Raw genomic sequence first — 15133 nt, 5'->3', positions numbered from 1 at the left:
CGCGGGGATGTCCACTTCCGTGGCGTGGCAAACCCGCGTTCACGAGTCCGGGCCATCCCGTCGGCGTTCAACGCATACTGGCAGCGATCTGCCGCGCGTGCGCGGGTAGCCTTGCTTGCGATGATCGAGCGCGCCGAACAACACGGCATTTCCTACGCGTCGGCAGGTGTGGACATCGAAGCCGGTGACCGCGCCGTCGAGCTTTTCAAACCCCTTGCCAAGAAGGCCACCCGGCCCGAGGTCAGGGGCGGACTCGGCGGCTTCGCCGGCATGTTCGCCCTGCGTGGCGACTACCGCGAGCCGCTGCTGGCCTCGTCCACCGACGGGGTGGGCACCAAGCTGGCTGTCGCGCAGGCGATGGACAAGCACGACACGGTCGGCATCGACCTCGTCGCGATGGTCGTCGACGACCTCGTCGTGTGCGGGGCCGAACCGCTGTTCCTGCAGGACTACATCGCGGTGGGGCGCACCGTACCCGAGCGGGTCGCCGAGCTGGTCTCCGGGATCGCCGACGGCTGCGTGCTGGCCGGCTGCGCGCTGCTCGGCGGCGAGACCGCCGAGCACCCCGGCCTGATGGCCCCCGACCACTACGACATCTCGGCCACCGGCATCGGCGTGGTCGAGGCGGACGACGTGCTCGGCCCGGACCGGGTGCGGCCCGGGGACGTGGTCATCGCGATGGCCTCGACGGGCCTGCACTCCAACGGCTACTCCCTGGCCCGGCATGTGCTGCTGGAGATCGACCACATGAACCTCGCCGGTCACGTCGAGGAGTTCGGCCGCACGCTCGGTGAGGAGCTGCTGGAGCCGACACGGATCTACGCCAAGGATTGTCTGGCGCTGGCCGCCGAGACCCAGGTGCGGACGTTCTGCCACGTCACGGGCGGAGGACTGGCCGGAAACCTTGAGCGGGTCATCCCGCACGGGCTGGTCGCCGAACTGGACCGGGGCACGTGGACGCCGGCACCGGTGTTCGGGATGATCGCCCAGCGCGGCCGTATCGAGCAGGCCGAGATGGAGAAGACCTTCAACATGGGGGTCGGGATGGTTGCCATCGTCGCGCCGGAGGACACCGATCGCGCGCTGGCCATCCTTACCGCCCGTCACCTGCAGTGCTGGACCCTCGGAACCATCAACAAGGGAAGTAAGGAAGGGCCGCGAGCGACGCTCGTGGGCCAGCACCCCAGGTTCTGACGCTCCCCGGACGGGGGACTGGCGGCCTCAGCGCCGCCAGTCGTCCTCGTCCGACCAGCCGTCGTCGGACAGCGTGTCGCTGCCGTTCAGGCGGTCGTTGTCGGGAGCGTTCGACAGCTCGCGCTGTAGCCGCTCAAAATCGGTCTGGGGTGAGCTGTACTTAAGCTCACGTGCAACCTTGGTCTGCTTTGCCTTTGCCCGGCCGCGGCCCATGGGGGAACCCCCTCGCGCAATAACGGAGCGGCCCAATTACTAGGCGGCTCCGATCTGAGTGTGTTTATTGTCCTGCGGTCAGCTTACCGTGCTTCGCGGTGTGGTGCTGGCAGGCCCTACGGGAGCGCGCCGCCTGTCGTGCGCGATCACCTCGCGCCGCCGCGCAGCCGCTCCACGGCGAGACGTCCGGCGCCCATTCCGTCGACTGTGGCCACCGAATCGGGGTCGATGGCTGCGGGCACCTCGACGTCCCCGCCCGTCGTCAATGCGGTGTCCGTCGGCAGGCCGCGCTTGAGCAGAGCCAATGCGATCACGCCCTCGTCGACGTGGTCCACGACGGTGCCCAACCGGCCGACGGTGCGGCCACCGGCGAGCAGCGGATCCCCGGTGGCGGGCCGGTCGGCGGAGCCGTCGAGGTGCAGCAGGACCAGCATCCGCGGCGGTTTGCCGAGGTTGTGCACGCGTGCCACGGTCTCCTGGCCCCGGTAGCACCCCTTGTCCAGGTGCACGGCTCCGACACCCGGGCCGCCGATCCAGCCGACCTCGTGCGGGATGGTGCGTTCGTCGGTGTCGAGGCCCAGGCGGGGTCGGCGGGCCGCGACCCGGTGCGCCTCGTAGGCCCACACGCCGGCCTGCCGAACCCCGGCCGCGACCAGCTTGTCCCGCCACCCGGCGAGCTCGGACCTGGGCACCACGACGTCGACCTCGACCGACGTGCCGGGCAGGCGCCGGACGAAGCCGCCGCCGGGCAGTTCCACCGCGGTCGCCGGGTCGGGCAGTGCCGACAGGCCGAGCGCGGCGGACACCGAAGGATCGGCGACACCGGGGCCCAGCAGGGACAACACTGCGAGGTCCGCGGACTCCACGGCGACGTCGGCCCAGAACACCATCTTGCGCAGGAAGGTCAGCAGCGGCTCACCGCGCCAAGGCTCGGTGTCGAGCACTGTGCGCCCGTCGAGCTGGGTCTGCAGCCAGTGATCTTCCACACGGCCCTGCCCGTCCAGGCTCAGATTCTCGGTCACCGCGCCAGCGGGGAGCTCGCTGACGTGCTGGCTGGACACGGTGTGCAGCCACGACCGGCGCTCGGCGCCGGTGATCGTGATCACCGCGCGGTGGGACCGGTCGACCACGACGGCCCCCTCGGCGGCGGTGCGCTGCTCGCCGAGCGGGTCTCCGTAGTGCCAGACCGCTCCGGCGTCGGGTCCTGGATCGGGGGCGGGAACGGCAGACATGATCCAACTGTACGAGTCGGCGGCGGAGCGAAGCGCGGCTACGCTGATGCCCCATGGCTGACCATCCGGGCGTCGTCGTCACCCTCGACGGGCAGCTGCACGACCCGCAGGCGCCGTTGCTGTTCGCCGACGACCTCGCGGCGGTGCGCGGTGACGGAATCTTCGAGACGTTGCTGGTGCGCGACGGCGGGCCGTGCCTGCTGGGTGCCCACCTGGACCGGCTGGCGCACTCCGCCCGACTCCTCGATCTGCCCGAGCCGGACGCCGGGCAGTGGCGGGCGGCGGTGGCTGTCGCGGTGGACTGCTGGCTGGCCGCGGGACCGGACGAGGGCGTGCTGCGGCTGGTGTACAGCCGGGGCCGCGAACACGGTTCGACGCCCACCGCATATGCGACGGTCGGCCCGCTGCCGTCACGCGTCGCCGCCGTGCGACGCGACGGGGTGGCCGCGATGACCCTGCAACGCAGCCTGCCCGCCGACGGCATCGACGCGATGCCGTGGCTGCTGGCCGGCGCGAAGACGCTGTCGTACGCGGTGAACATGGCGGCGCTGCGGCACGCAGAACGGCACGGCGCCGGCGACGTCATCTTCGTCAGCACCGACGGGCACATCCTCGAGGGGCCCCGCTCGACCGTCGTCATCGCGACGGCATCGCCTGACGGCGGGACGTGCCTGCTGACACCGCCCCCGTGGTATCCGATTTTGCGCGGTACCACCCAGCAGGCGCTGTTCGAGGTCGCGCGCAACAAGGGCTACGACTGCGACTACCAGGCTCTGCGGCCCGCCGACCTGGTCGCCGCCCAAGGGGTCTGGCTGGTCTCCAGTATCACGCTGGCCGCACGGGTACACACCCTCGACGGCGCGCCGTTACCTGCAGCACCGCTGGACGGTGAACTCGCCGCGCTGATCGACGCGGCCATCCACAGCGATCGCTGAGCGCTAAATCCCTTGTCGCCCACCTCAACCGCGAGTACGGTCGCCTGTACACAGGGAAGGAGGTGGTCCGAGAAATTGATTGACTTATGGACATGTGAGGTGGCTGCGAGCTAGCAGCACCAGGGAAAGCGCTCGACGCACCTGTGCGCGCTGGCGAATTCCCCGCAGTCACCCGGCCCCCGAGCCCCTCGGTCTTGTCCGACCGAGGAACAAAAGCTCGGGGGCCGTTCCATGTCAGGACCTGCATAAATGCCTCGACGTGGGTGATCGGCCATGCCCGGGGCCGCGCGCGTACGGAGACCCGACCCCCGGCCTGTCCGTCGGGTGACGATCCCCCGACGATAGCGAGATCCGCATCGGCCCTGTTGGCGGCGCCTGCGTGCCCGGTGAACTGTTCCCACGCGCGTTCGGGCGCCGACAGATTCCATAGTCAAGATTTACGTGCTTGCTAAACAGCCAGTACAGATGGTGGTTGACCCTTCGTCATCGTGAAGTTAATCTTCACTTCACATTTGTTGTGTTGGTGATGAGAGGACGCTGAAGTGGCGGCAGGAAAGCTCGACGGCAAGGTAGCGCTGGTCTCCGGATCGGGGCGTGGAATCGGGCGCGCAGTCGCCGAGAAGCTGGCCGCCGAGGGCGCCCGGGTGGTCATCAACGATCTGGATGCCGACCCCGCCCAGGAAGTCGTGGCCGCGATCGAGGCAGCGGGCGGGCAGGCCGTCGCGTGCACCGGCAGCGTCACCGATCCCGAGTTCGCCGACCGCTTCGTCGCAACCGCCGTCGACAACTTCGGCGGGCTGGACATCATCGTCAACAACGCCGGCTATACCTGGGACAACGTCATCCAGAAGATGACCGACCAGCAGTGGAACGACATCATCGACGTGCACCTCACCGCGCCGTTCCGCATCCTGCGGGCCGCCCAGCCGGTGATCTCCGGTCTGGCCAAGAAGGAGAAGGCCGAGAACGGCACCGCGTCGCGGCGCGCCATCGTCAACACCTCGTCCATCTCGGGCATGCAGGGCAACCCGGGTCAGGTCAACTACTCCACCGCCAAGGCCGGCCTGCTCGGCATGACCAAGACGCTGGCCAAGGAGTGGGGCCGCTACAACGTCACCGTCAACGCCATCGCCTACGGCGTGATCAACACCCGGCTGACCGCGGTGACCACCGAGGCCAAGACCATCGACGTCGCCGGGCGTGAGATCAAGGTCGGCGTCAACCCGGCGGTCTACGAGACCGTCACGGCGGGCATCGCCCTGGGTCGCGGCGGCGAGGTCGAAGAGGCCGCCGGCGCGGTGTACCTGCTGTGCGCTCCCGAGTCCAGCTACATCACCGCGCAGACGCTGGTCTGCAGCGGCGGAGCGTGAGCGGGGCAGCGGTGACCGACCATCGGCAACCGCCGGCCTACGAGGAGATCGACTACCGGTTCGACGACGGTGTCGCGGTCATCAGCTTCAACGCACCCCATCGCCGAAACGCGTTGCGCAACCAGATGTTGCGTGATCTCTGGGATGCCCTCGACATCGCCGACCGGGATCCGGCAGTCCGTGCGGTGGTGCTGACCGGAGCCGGGGACCACTTCTGCGTCGGCGCGGAACTCACCGGCCCGGACACCCTGCTGGAGGCGCTCCAGGAGGACGCCCCCGGACACACGCCGACGGGCTACCGCGAACCGGGCGGCCGGGTCAGTGAGCGGCTGTTCGACATGCGTACCCCGGTGATCGCCGCCGTCAACGGCGACGCGGTCGGTGGGGGAGCGTCGATCATGGCCGCCACCGACGTGCGCATCGCCGGCGAGCGCTCGCGTTTCGGGTTCGTGTTCACCCGGCGCGGCGTGGTCCCCGAGAGCGCGTCGTCGTGGTTCCTGCCGCGGCTGGTCGGCCTGACGAGAGCCACCGACTGGGTGCTGTCCGGGCGGGTCTTCGGCGCGGCCGAGGCCTACGAGGCCGGGCTGCTGACCCGCGTCGTCGCGGCCGACGCCGTGCTCGACGAGGCGATGGCCTATGCGCGGGTCTTCGTCACCGACACGTCGCCGGCCTCGGTCGCGCTGTCGCGCCGGCTGCTCGGCCGCAGCTGGGGGCATGCGACGCCGCGGTCGGCATGTGAGGACGAATCAAGGGTGTACGCCAGTCGATTGCGCACCGCCGACGTCCACGAAGGCGTGATGTCGTTTCTGGAACGCCGTCCCGCGGTCTTCCCGCCGCTGGACGACGATCCCGCCGACTACTTCTGACCATTCCGAACCGGAGGCCCGCATGGACTCAACAGCGCCGTTCACCGCATGCCAGTACGGCACAGACGCCGAATTCACCCACGATCCGGCGGGCATCGCCAACTACAACGAGAGCGTCTACGTCAACTTCGTCGACCCCGTCAGCGAAGTCAGCGCGCTCATGCGTATCGGGAACCGGCCGACGATGGGCTACTCCGAGGCGACGGTGCAGCTGACACTGCCCGGCGGCCGGATCGCCCTGCGCGCCGGTCGTCAGCCGAACGAGACCAACGACCGCTGGGCGACCCAGGGGCTTGAGATCGTGCCCAAGGAGGCCACGCGCACGTGGGAGGTGAACTACCGCAACACCGTTGCGCTGATCAGCACCCCGTCGCTGCTGGCCGAGCGGGGCAGGCAGGCGCTGAAGAACTCGCCGTCGCTGGAGTGTGAGATCGCGCTGACGTTCGAGGCCTCGGTGCCGATGTTCACCATTGCCGAAGACGGTGACTGCACCCCCGGCAGTTCGCAGATCGCCACCGACCATTACGAACAGTTCGGTCACGTCAGCGGGTCGGTACGCGTCGGGGGGACGACCTGGCAGGTGGACAAGGCCACGTCGTTCCGGGACCATTCGTGGGGACCACGGGAGTGGGCGTCCTACAACGGCGAATGGCTGGCCGCCTGGCTGGTCGACGGTACGGCGATCACGGCATACGGCGAGTTCGAGCCCAACGGTGTACGGGCATCGGGCGGGGTCGTCATCACGCCTGACGGCGTGTTCCATCCGATCCGGGATTACACCGTCTACACCGACTATGCCGGAGAGGCAACATATTCCGGCCGCAACACCGCGGTGATCACCGCTGACGGATTGCCGACGATGGTGCTCGACGGGACGATCAACCACTTCGTCCCCGTGACCCAGCGCACCGCCGACCGCGCCGCGCGAATGGGCCAGATGTCGGTCCGGTACGCCAACGGCCAGGGCGGCTGGGGCATCGCCGAGTTCCTGCGCCCCCTCAGCTAGCGGGAGCCGGAGCCGACATGTATCCCTCACGCAACGTTCGCGAGAATCCCGATCGTCCCGCGCTGATCATGGCGGGCAGTCGGGAGACCCTCACCTACCGCGAGTTCGACGAGCGCGCCAATCGGGTGGCCGCCACTTCCGCGCACTCGGGCTCAAACGCTGCGACCACATCGCGCTCTTCGCCGAGAACCACCTCGACATGATCGTGACGATGCCGGCCGCGGAACGGTGCGGGCTGTACTACACGCCGATCAACTCCTTCCTCTCGGTGGAGGAAGCGGCCTATATCGTCGATGACTGTGGTGCACGGCTGGTGATCACCACTGCGGCGAAATTCGCTGTGGCCCAGCATTTCCCGGAGCTGTGCCCGAAGGTCGAGCAGTGGCTGGTGATCGGTGCCGACGCGCCACCGGCGCCCTTCGAGAGTCTCTCCGCGGTGATCGAGCAGTATCCGCCGACACCCGGTGACGGCGAACGTCTCGGCACTCCGATGTTCTACTCGTCGGGCACCACGGGCCGACCCAAGGCCGTCAAACGTCACCTCCCCGATGTATCCCCCGACGAGCAACTCGGCATCGAGGAGATGGGCAAACGCCTGTTCCGGATGCGCGAGGGCATGACGTTTCTGTCCACTGCGCCGCTCTACCATTCCGGGCCGCAGTCGAGCATTTCGATCGGTCTGCGACTGGGCGCCACCAACATCGTGATGGAACGCTTCGACACCGAACAGTTCCTGTCCCTGATCGAGGAGTTCCGGGCCACCCATACCATGGTCGTGCCGACGATGTTCTCGCGAATCCTGAAGTTGCCGACGGAGATCAGGGAAAAGTACGACTACTCCTCGCTGGAGGCGGTCGTGCACGGAGCAGCGCCGTGTCCCCGGCAGGTCAAGCAGGACATGCTGGACTGGTGGGGTCCGGTGATCTACGAGTACTACGGCGGGACCGAGGCGAACGGCACGTGCGGCTGCACCCCGCAGGAGTGGCTGGCCAACCCCGGGACGGTCGGCAAGGCGTTCTTCGGCGAGATCGTGATCCGCGACGACGGCGGCAACGAGCTGCCTGTCGGCGCTGCCGGGAACATCTGGTTCCGCGGCGGCAACAGCTCTTTCGAGTACCTCAACGATCCCGAGAAGACCGCCGAAGCCCAGGATCCCAGCGGCACCATGTCCAAGATCGGCGACATCGGATACCTGAACGAAGAGGGCTACCTGTTCCTCACCGACCGCCAGGCCTTCGTCATCATCTCCGGCGGGGTGAACATCTACCCGCAGGAGATCGAGAACCTGCTGATCACCCATCCCGATGTGATGGACGCCGCGGTCTTCGGAGTTCCCGACGAGGACTTCGGGGAAGCCGTGAAAGCGGTGATCCAGCCGGTCGACCCGCGCGGCGGAACTCCCGAACTCGCGCAGACGTTGCGCGCGTTCTGCCTGGATCACCTGGCCAGGTTCAAGTGCCCCAAGTCGTTCGACTTCATCGAAGAGATGCCCCGGCTGCCGACCGGCAAGTTGTACAAGCGTCAGTTGCGCGACAAGTACTGGCAGGAGCAGGAGGAGAAGTCGAGTGCGTAGGACCCTCTACACCGAGGAACACGAGGCGTTCCGGAAAGCGTTCCGCGCGTTCATCGACCACGCCGCCGTCCCCCACATCGAGGAGTGGGAGGACGCAGGCACCGTGGCCCGCGAGTTCATCCGCGCCGCCGGTGAGAACGGCTTCCTGGGCTTCGAGTTCGCCCCGGAGTACGGCGGTCTTGGCATCGAGGACTTCCGCTACAACGCGGTGATGACCGAAGAAGTCGTCGCCTCCGGCATGGCGGGCGACCTCTTCTCGATGCAAAACGACATCATCGTGCCGTACCTGCGTGACCTGGCCACCCCCGAGCAGCAACAACGGTGGCTGCCGGCGTTCACCGGTGGCGAGTGCGTGACCGCGCTCGGGTTGACCGAGCCCGGTGCCGGGTCCGACCTGGCGGCGATCGCGACGAGCGCGCGGCGCGACGGCGACCACCTGGTCATCAACGGGCAGAAGACATTCATCACCAGCGGGGCGACCTGCGATCTGGCGATCGTGCTGGTGCGCACCGGGGAGCGTGACGGCCGGGGCACCACCTTCGTGGCCGTCGAGAACGGGACGCCCGGGTTCGAGCGGGGCAGGCCCATGCACAAGATCGGCCGCAAGGCGCAGGACACCGCGGAACTGTTCTTCGACGACTGCCGGGTGCCGGTGTCGAACATCGTCGGCGAACCGGGACGCGGATTCGGTTGCGCGATAGCCAATTTGCCTCGGGAACGGCTGTCGATCGCGGTCGCGGCCGTGGCATCGGCCCGGCATGCCCTGGAGTTGGGGCTCGACCACGCCCGCCAGCGCAACGCGTTCGGGGGACCGCTGGCGCAGCTGCAGTCGGTCCGCATGCAGATCGCCGAGATGCACACCGATATCGCGATCCTGCAGGAGTACGTCGACCGTTGTGTGCTCGCGCTCAACGACGGTGAACTCACCGCGGCCGAAGCGGCCGGCGCGAAGTACAAGGCGACGGATCTGCAATGGGACGTCCTGGACCGGGTGCTGCAGATGTTCGGTGGCTACGGCTACATGGAGGAGTATCCGATCGCCCGGATGTGGCGTGATGCGCGCATCCAGCGGATCTATGGCGGAGCGAACGAGGTCATGAAGGACCTCGTCGGACGAGCGGTGGTGGGTTGATGTCCCGGTTGGACGGACGTGTGGCAGTGGTGACCGGCAGCTCGCGCGGCGTCGGGCGCGGTATCGCGCTACGCCTCGCGGCCGATGGCGCCGCAGTGGCGGTGAACTACCGGCGCGATTCCGGTGCCGCTGACGAGGTTGTGGCCCAGATCGTTTCCGCCGGGGGGGGCCAAGGCCTACGGCGCGGCGATCGACGACGAGGCCGCCGTCGACGCGATGGTCGATGCGGTGCGCGCCGACCTCGGTCCGGTCGACCTCGTGGTGAGCAACGCGGGCACCGCGAGCAAGGGGCAGCCTGTCGCCGACACTCCGGTGGCCGACTTCATGTCGTTGCTCCGGGTGCACGCGCTGGGTCCCATCCATCTGATCCAGCGGGTGCTGCCCGACATGCGCGCGGCGGGCCGCGGCGACGTGGTGATGATCTCCAGCAGCACCGTCGGCGAGGCGCCTGCTCTGTCGGCGCCGTACACGATGGCCAAGGCCGCGATGGAGATGTGCGTCCGCACGCTCGCGCAAGAAGAACGCGCACACAACATCCGGGCCAATATCGTCGCGCCCGGCCTGGTGGAGACCGAGATGGGTCGGCGCCTGGTGAAGGCCGCGACCGGCGGCGGGTCGATCGAGGACCTGGCGGCGCGCTATCCGTTCGGCCGGGTCTGCACGCCCGCCGACGTGGCGGGCGCCGTGGCCTTCCTGGTGTCCGCCGACGCGGAATATGTGACGGGCCAGCGCATCACCGTGGACGGCGGCGGCCGCTCGGTCAGCGTCGTCTAGGACCTGGAGGACGATCATCATGACAGCGACGGTGGAAGGCGAGACCGCCATGACTGACGGCACATCGGCGTTCCTGGCGGAACTGACGGCGGTGCTCGCGGCGCAGGTGGCCGGGGGACGCAAGGTCGAGTTGGTCGACGTCGACCAGCGCGGCGAGGGCAACTCGTGGGAGACCTATCTGGTCACCGCCACGTGGGGTCAGGACCAGAGCGCGTCGTTCGCGGTCAAACGTGAACCGCTGAGCGGGATCGTGGGCAGCTACGACGTGGCGCGCGAGGTGGCGCTGCTGCGCGCGGCCGCCGGCCTGGGGCTGCCGGTGCCCGGGGTGGTCGCACACCGTGTCGGGGAACCGGGCAACCGCGGCTTCTTCGTGATGGAACGCCTCGTCGGCGTCGTCCCGATGCCGCACAGCGTCACGCGGGTCATCACCGACCCCGGGGACCGGGCCGCACTCGGCCGCCGGGTGGCACGCGAGATGGCCAGGCTGCACGCCGCCGCACCGGAGTCGTTGACCCTGCCCGAGCTCGACCCGCCGCCGGCGGCCGCAGACACCGGACGTGTCGAGAACCGGCAATGGCGGCAGACCTACGACGAGGTCGCGTCCGTCCGGATCCCGGTGCTGGACCTCGCGCTGGCCTGGCTGGATCACCGCGCCGACCAGGTGTCGGGGCGCGTTTCCCTGGTGCACAACGATTTCCGGGTAGGCAACCTGGTGGTGCACCCGCAGGACGGCAGCCTGATCGGCATCCTGGACTGGGAGACCGCCCATTTCAGCGATCCGATCGCCGACCTCGCCTGGTTCTTCCAGCGCACCTCTCGTGGCCGGTCGCCGCTGGCGTGCAAGCTGCTCGGCATCGACGAGTTCCTCGACGAGTACGCGGCGGCCGCCGAATGGCGTCCGGACCCGGCGAGCCTGACCTGGTGGGCGGTGCAGTCGCTGACCAAGACCGCCATCGGATGTCTGCAGGCCGTGGCGATCTACGAGCGTGGCGACCGTCCCGAACTCCGGTACGCGAACATGGCCCACAGCATCTACTACAGCCTCGGATGGCTCAATCAGATGCTCCGTGACGGAGAATGGGGAGCGTGAGATGACCGTATACGCAATGGATCTCGACGAAGTGCAGAAGACCGTCCGGCAGACGCTGGTCGAGAAGGTGCTGCCCGCGGTCGAGTCGGAGTCCGCCCGCGGCGAGTTGCACGCGGTGATCGAGATGCTGGACAACCTGAACCGGCGGCTGTCCTGGGACGCTGCCGAAGTGTCGGCGTCGGTCGCGCGGACCCGCGAGCTGGCGACCGCGGTGGGGGCACAGCCGGACGGCTCCGGCGACGGCCTCGACGCGCTGCGGACCGAACGCCGGATCGTCGGAGAGCGTTTGGCGGCTGCATATGCCGGCGGCGTCGACCCCGCCGTCGTCCGGGCGGTCGCGGCGTTCAGCGCCGACGACATCGCGGTCGAGATCTCGCGGGGTCTGCTACCGGGACTGCCGGCATAGCGCATCAGGCCGGTTCGAGTCCGGGCGGCAGCACCATGGCGTGGACGACGGCCGTGAGCTCCTCGACGAGCTGAGGCCGTCGGCGGAGGTCCGGGTTCTGGGTGATGTCGGTGACGACACCGATGGCGGCCTGCGTGAGCGCGCGGGCGTCGTGGGGCGTCAGACCGCCGGACAGCGCCTCGATGACTTCCACCCACTCGGCCAGGTATTCGCGCTGCGCGCTGCGCAGCGCCTGCTGCTCGTCTTCGGGTAGGTACAGCAGGTCCGCTGCGAGGATGTGCATGATCCGGCCGTACGGGCCCACCGCCTGCCGGATGTAGGTCTCGATCAGCGCGTCGAGTGCCTCTTCGGGGCCCGTGGCGTAGGCCAGGGCGTCGGCGGTCACGTAGAGCAGACCCTCCGCACCGCGTTCCAGGACGGCGCGCAGCACCTCCGTCTTGCTCGCCACGTGCTGGTACAGCGTGGCGGTCGACATCTCGGACTCTCTGGCGATGTCGTCGATGTGGACGTCGTAGAAGCCGCGCTCGTTGAACAGGCGTGCGGCCGCGTCGATGATGCGCTCACGGCGGCCTGCGGGCCGGCGGGGCATCGGCGCCGTGGTCACGGTGGCGGCCGGGTCGGTATCGGGAAGGGGACAGTCGATGATCGCCCATGCGATGGCGGTCTGGATCTCCTGCAGGCGATCGGCAGGCAGGGTGCCCCGGATGTCCGGAGTGTTGGAATACATTGCCAGGACCGCGAACCCGAGGAGATCGGCCTTCTGCTGGCCGAGGTCGGGTTTGTGGGCCAGGATCTGTGCGGCGATGCGTTCGTGGTTGTCGGTGAAGTGGCGCCGGAACACCTTCCGCTCGACGTCGGCGAGATGGCGCTGTTCCCGACGCCACAGGGTCGCTTCGTTGCCGTTGACCGTCAGGTCCGCCAGTCCGGCAATCAGCAGATGCAAGCGCTCTTCGGGTGTCGTGCCCTGCTCGGTCGCCGCGGAGTGGAGTTCGTCGACCAGTCGCACCTGGCTCATCAACGCGTGCACCAGAATCTCGTGCTTGCCCTTGAAATGCCGGTACACCGCGGGGCCGGTCAGGCCGACGGCCGCGCCGATCCGGTCGATGCTGACATTCTGGTAGCCGTAGTCCTGGAACAGGTGGGCGGCCGCCCGCGCCACCTGCTCGGTCCGATGGCTGCCGCGTGCAGACTTCCGCAGGGTCGCCTTCACGGACTCCACGCGTTCGGCAGTCGGTCCTGTCATCTCACGCTTTCCGATCGGCTGGACCATGCGTCCAGTTTCGCATCCCCGCGCAGCCGGCCCACCTGCGTCCCGAAGGGCATATTTGAGATTTACTCCGTCCCGTATACCTGCACTATAACGGCATATTGACCAGCCCCGCGCGCTGGAGTTATGGTTCACGGATTCCGCCGTCCCGGTACCAGGGCCCATTCAGCGACCGTCTTCGGTGGTCCGGCAGGCCGACAGAACGTGAGAGGCACTCCTGATGAGCCATTACAAGACCAATCTGCGTGACATCGAGTTCAACCTGTTCGAGCTGCTCGAACGGGAGGAAGTCTTCGGTGTTGCCCCCTATTCCGAGATCGACCTCGACACTGCGAAGTTCATCCTTCGCGAGGTCGAACGGCTGTCGCGTGAGGATCTCGCCGAGTCGTTCGAGGACGCCGATCGCAATCCGCCGGTGTACGACCCGGTCGACAAGACGGTCACGATGACGCCGTCGTTCGCGGCGACGTACAAGACGTGGATGGATGCCGAGTGGTGGCGGCTGCGTGTGCTGCCCGAACTGGGCGGCACCAGTGCGCCGAACTCGCTCAACTGGGCGCTGGCCGAGTTCGTCCTGGGAGCCAACCCGGCGCTGTGGACGTACGTCGGCATCCCGACCGCAGCCCGGGTGATCTACCGGCACGGCACCGAGCGGGACAAGAAGATCGCCCAGATCGCCGTCGACAATCGTTGGGGCGCAACGATGCTGCTGACCGAGCCGGATGCCGGCTCCGACGTCGGAGCCGGTAGGACCCGGGCGGTCGCCAACGCGGACGGCACCTGGAACATCCACGGCGTGAAGCGGTTCATCACCGCAGCCGAACACGACCTGGCGGACAACATCCTGCACCTCGTCCTGGCCAGGCCGGTGGGGGTGGACGGCGTCGGCGGGCCGGGGACGAAAGGTCTGAGCCTGTTCTTGGTCCCCAAGAACCACTTCGACCTCGACACCGGTGAACTCACGGGTGAGCGCAACGGCGCCTACGCCACGAACGTCGAGAAGAAGATGGGCATGAACGTGTCCACCACGTGCGAGGTGACGCTCGGCGACGACGAGCCGGCCCGCGGGTGGCTCCTCGGTGAGGTGCACGACGGTATCGCCCAGATGTTCGAGGTCATCGAGGATGCGCGCATGATGGTGGGCTGCAAGGCCGTCGCCACGCTGTCGAGCGGCTACCTGAACGCGCTGGAGTACGCCAAACAGCGGGTGCAGGGCGCCGACCTCACCCAGACCTCGGACAGGTCTGCCCCGCGGGTGACGATCACCCGTCATCCGGACGTCCGGCGCTCGCTGCTGACCCAGAAGGCTTACGCCGAGGGGATGCGCTCGCTGATCCTCTACACCGCGTCCTGGCAGGACGAGATCGCGGTGAAGGCGGCCGCAGGCGACGACACCGGTCTGGCCGAGTCCGTCAACGATCTTCTGCTGCCGATCGTGAAGGGCTACGGGTCGGAACGGTCCTGGGTGATCCTGGGCACCGAGTCGCTGCAGACCTTCGGGGGGTCGGGCTACCTGCGGGACTATCCCATCGAGCAGTACGTCCGCGACGCCAAGATCGACACGGTCTACGAGGGCACGACGGCGATCCAGGCGCAGGACCTGTTCTTCCGCAAGGTGGTTCGTGACCGGAGCCGGGCGCTGTCCCATCTGCTCACCGAGATCAGGAGTTTCGCGGGCTCATCGGACCCGGCCGGCGATCTGGCCGCCGAACGCGCACTGCTGGCCCAGGCGGTGGCCGACGTGGAAGCGATCGTCGCCAAGATGACCGCCGACCTGGCCGCCGCTCAGGACAGTGCCGATAGCATCTACCGGGTCGGCCTGAACGCGACCCGCCTGCTCTACGTCCTCGGTGATGTCGTCGTGGCGTGGTTGCTGCTGCGCAGCGCCCGCATCGCCGAGAGCGCCCTGGCATCAGCCCCGGGAACCTCCGACATTGCGTTCTACCGCGGGAAGGTCAGTGCCGCACGCTTCTTCGCGCGCGAGGTGCTGCCGACCGTCGCCGCCCAACGGGCAGCCGCGATGACGGTCGACAACTTCGTGATGGAGCTGGACGAGGCCGCCTTCTGAGCGACCT

Annotated in this window: 14 protein-coding genes and 1 pseudogene; 12 read left to right on the top strand and 3 right to left on the bottom strand. The window is 68.2% G+C overall.

The genetic code is table 11. The annotated features are described in order from the left end of the window. The first annotated feature begins 120 nt into the window (after nt 1–120). Nucleotides 121–1194 carry a phosphoribosylformylglycinamidine cyclo-ligase gene (gene purM / locus C6A87_RS24060; RefSeq protein ID WP_311114534.1) on the top strand — a complete coding sequence of 358 codons (1074 nt, stop codon included), beginning with the start codon at nt 121–123 and terminating at the stop codon, nt 1192–1194. Nucleotides 1195–1221: 27 nt separating this feature from the next. On the opposite strand, the gene C6A87_RS24055 is transcribed toward purM, so the two are convergent. Together C6A87_RS24055 and C6A87_RS24050 are read right to left on the bottom strand one after the other, a co-directional pair. Then, on the bottom strand, nt 1222–1407 hold the full coding sequence (locus C6A87_RS24055; RefSeq protein WP_003930430.1) for a DUF3073 domain-containing protein: 186 nt from the start codon (nt 1405–1407) through the stop codon (nt 1222–1224). 146 nt (nt 1408–1553) lie between these two features. Next, on the bottom strand, nt 1554–2639 hold the full coding sequence (locus C6A87_RS24050) for a folate-binding protein YgfZ (RefSeq protein ID WP_311114533.1): 1086 nt from the start codon (nt 2637–2639) through the stop codon (nt 1554–1556). 53 nt (nt 2640–2692) lie between these two features. Between C6A87_RS24050 and C6A87_RS24045 the strand changes: the two genes are divergently transcribed. The 10 genes and pseudogenes from C6A87_RS24045 to C6A87_RS24000 all read left to right on the top strand — a co-directional run bounded on the left by C6A87_RS24045 (nt 2693) and on the right by C6A87_RS24000 (nt 11791). Then, nucleotides 2693–3574 (top strand): aminodeoxychorismate lyase, encoded by an 882-nt coding sequence (locus C6A87_RS24045; protein WP_311114532.1) that lies wholly within the window; start codon nt 2693–2695, stop codon nt 3572–3574. 542 nt (nt 3575–4116) lie between these two features. Beyond that, a complete protein-coding gene (locus C6A87_RS24040; RefSeq protein WP_311114531.1) occupies nt 4117–4944 on the top strand; it encodes an SDR family oxidoreductase in 828 nt (275 codons plus the stop codon). 11 nt (nt 4945–4955) lie between these two features. Beyond that, nucleotides 4956–5810, top strand: a complete 855-nt coding sequence (locus C6A87_RS24035) for an enoyl-CoA hydratase-related protein (protein WP_311114530.1) — start codon at nt 4956–4958, stop codon at nt 5808–5810. A 22-nt stretch (nt 5811–5832) separates the two neighbouring features. After that, on the top strand, nt 5833–6816 hold the full coding sequence (locus C6A87_RS24030) for a hypothetical protein (protein ID WP_311114529.1): 984 nt from the start codon (nt 5833–5835) through the stop codon (nt 6814–6816). Between the two features lie 169 nt (nt 6817–6985). Then, on the top strand, nt 6986–8389 hold the full coding sequence (locus tag C6A87_RS24025) for an AMP-binding protein (protein ID WP_311118065.1): 1404 nt from the start codon (nt 6986–6988) through the stop codon (nt 8387–8389). Beyond that, nucleotides 8382–9521 (top strand): acyl-CoA dehydrogenase family protein, encoded by a 1140-nt coding sequence (locus tag C6A87_RS24020; protein WP_311114528.1) that lies wholly within the window; start codon nt 8382–8384, stop codon nt 9519–9521. Before C6A87_RS24025 ends, C6A87_RS24020 begins: the two co-directional genes overlap by 8 nt. Further along, nucleotides 9521–9622 (top strand): annotated as a pseudogene (locus C6A87_RS24015) (oxidoreductase); the annotation flags it as partial. The gene C6A87_RS24020 and the pseudogene C6A87_RS24015, both read left to right, overlap by 1 nt. 22 nt (nt 9623–9644) lie before the next feature. Continuing rightward, nucleotides 9645–10295, top strand: a complete 651-nt coding sequence (locus tag C6A87_RS24010; RefSeq protein ID WP_311114527.1) for an SDR family oxidoreductase — start codon at nt 9645–9647, stop codon at nt 10293–10295. A 19-nt stretch (nt 10296–10314) separates the two neighbouring features. Then, nucleotides 10315–11385, top strand: coding sequence for a phosphotransferase family protein (locus C6A87_RS24005; RefSeq protein WP_311114526.1), 1071 nt, complete (start codon nt 10315–10317; stop codon nt 11383–11385). A 1-nt stretch (nt 11386) separates the two neighbouring features. Then, nucleotides 11387–11791: a hypothetical protein gene (locus C6A87_RS24000; protein WP_311114525.1), complete on the top strand. Its 405-nt coding sequence runs from the start codon at nt 11387–11389 to the stop codon at nt 11789–11791. A 4-nt stretch (nt 11792–11795) separates the two neighbouring features. On the opposite strand, the gene C6A87_RS23995 is transcribed toward C6A87_RS24000, so the two are convergent. After that, nucleotides 11796–13034, bottom strand: coding sequence for a TetR/AcrR family transcriptional regulator (locus C6A87_RS23995; RefSeq protein ID WP_311114524.1), 1239 nt, complete (start codon nt 13032–13034; stop codon nt 11796–11798). Between the two features lie 244 nt (nt 13035–13278). Between C6A87_RS23995 and C6A87_RS23990 the strand changes: the two genes are divergently transcribed. After that, complete coding sequence (locus C6A87_RS23990; RefSeq protein ID WP_311114523.1) at nt 13279–15126, top strand: acyl-CoA dehydrogenase; 1848 nt, start codon at nt 13279–13281, stop codon at nt 15124–15126. The last annotated feature ends 7 nt before the right edge of the window (nt 15127–15133 follow it).

The sequence above is a fragment of the Mycobacterium sp. ITM-2016-00317 genome, from assembly GCF_002968295.1.
Taxonomy (GTDB): domain Bacteria; phylum Actinomycetota; class Actinomycetes; order Mycobacteriales; family Mycobacteriaceae; genus Mycobacterium.
The sequence above is the reverse complement of the archived record's forward strand: the minus strand, read 5'-3'. Positions and strand labels throughout refer to the sequence as shown.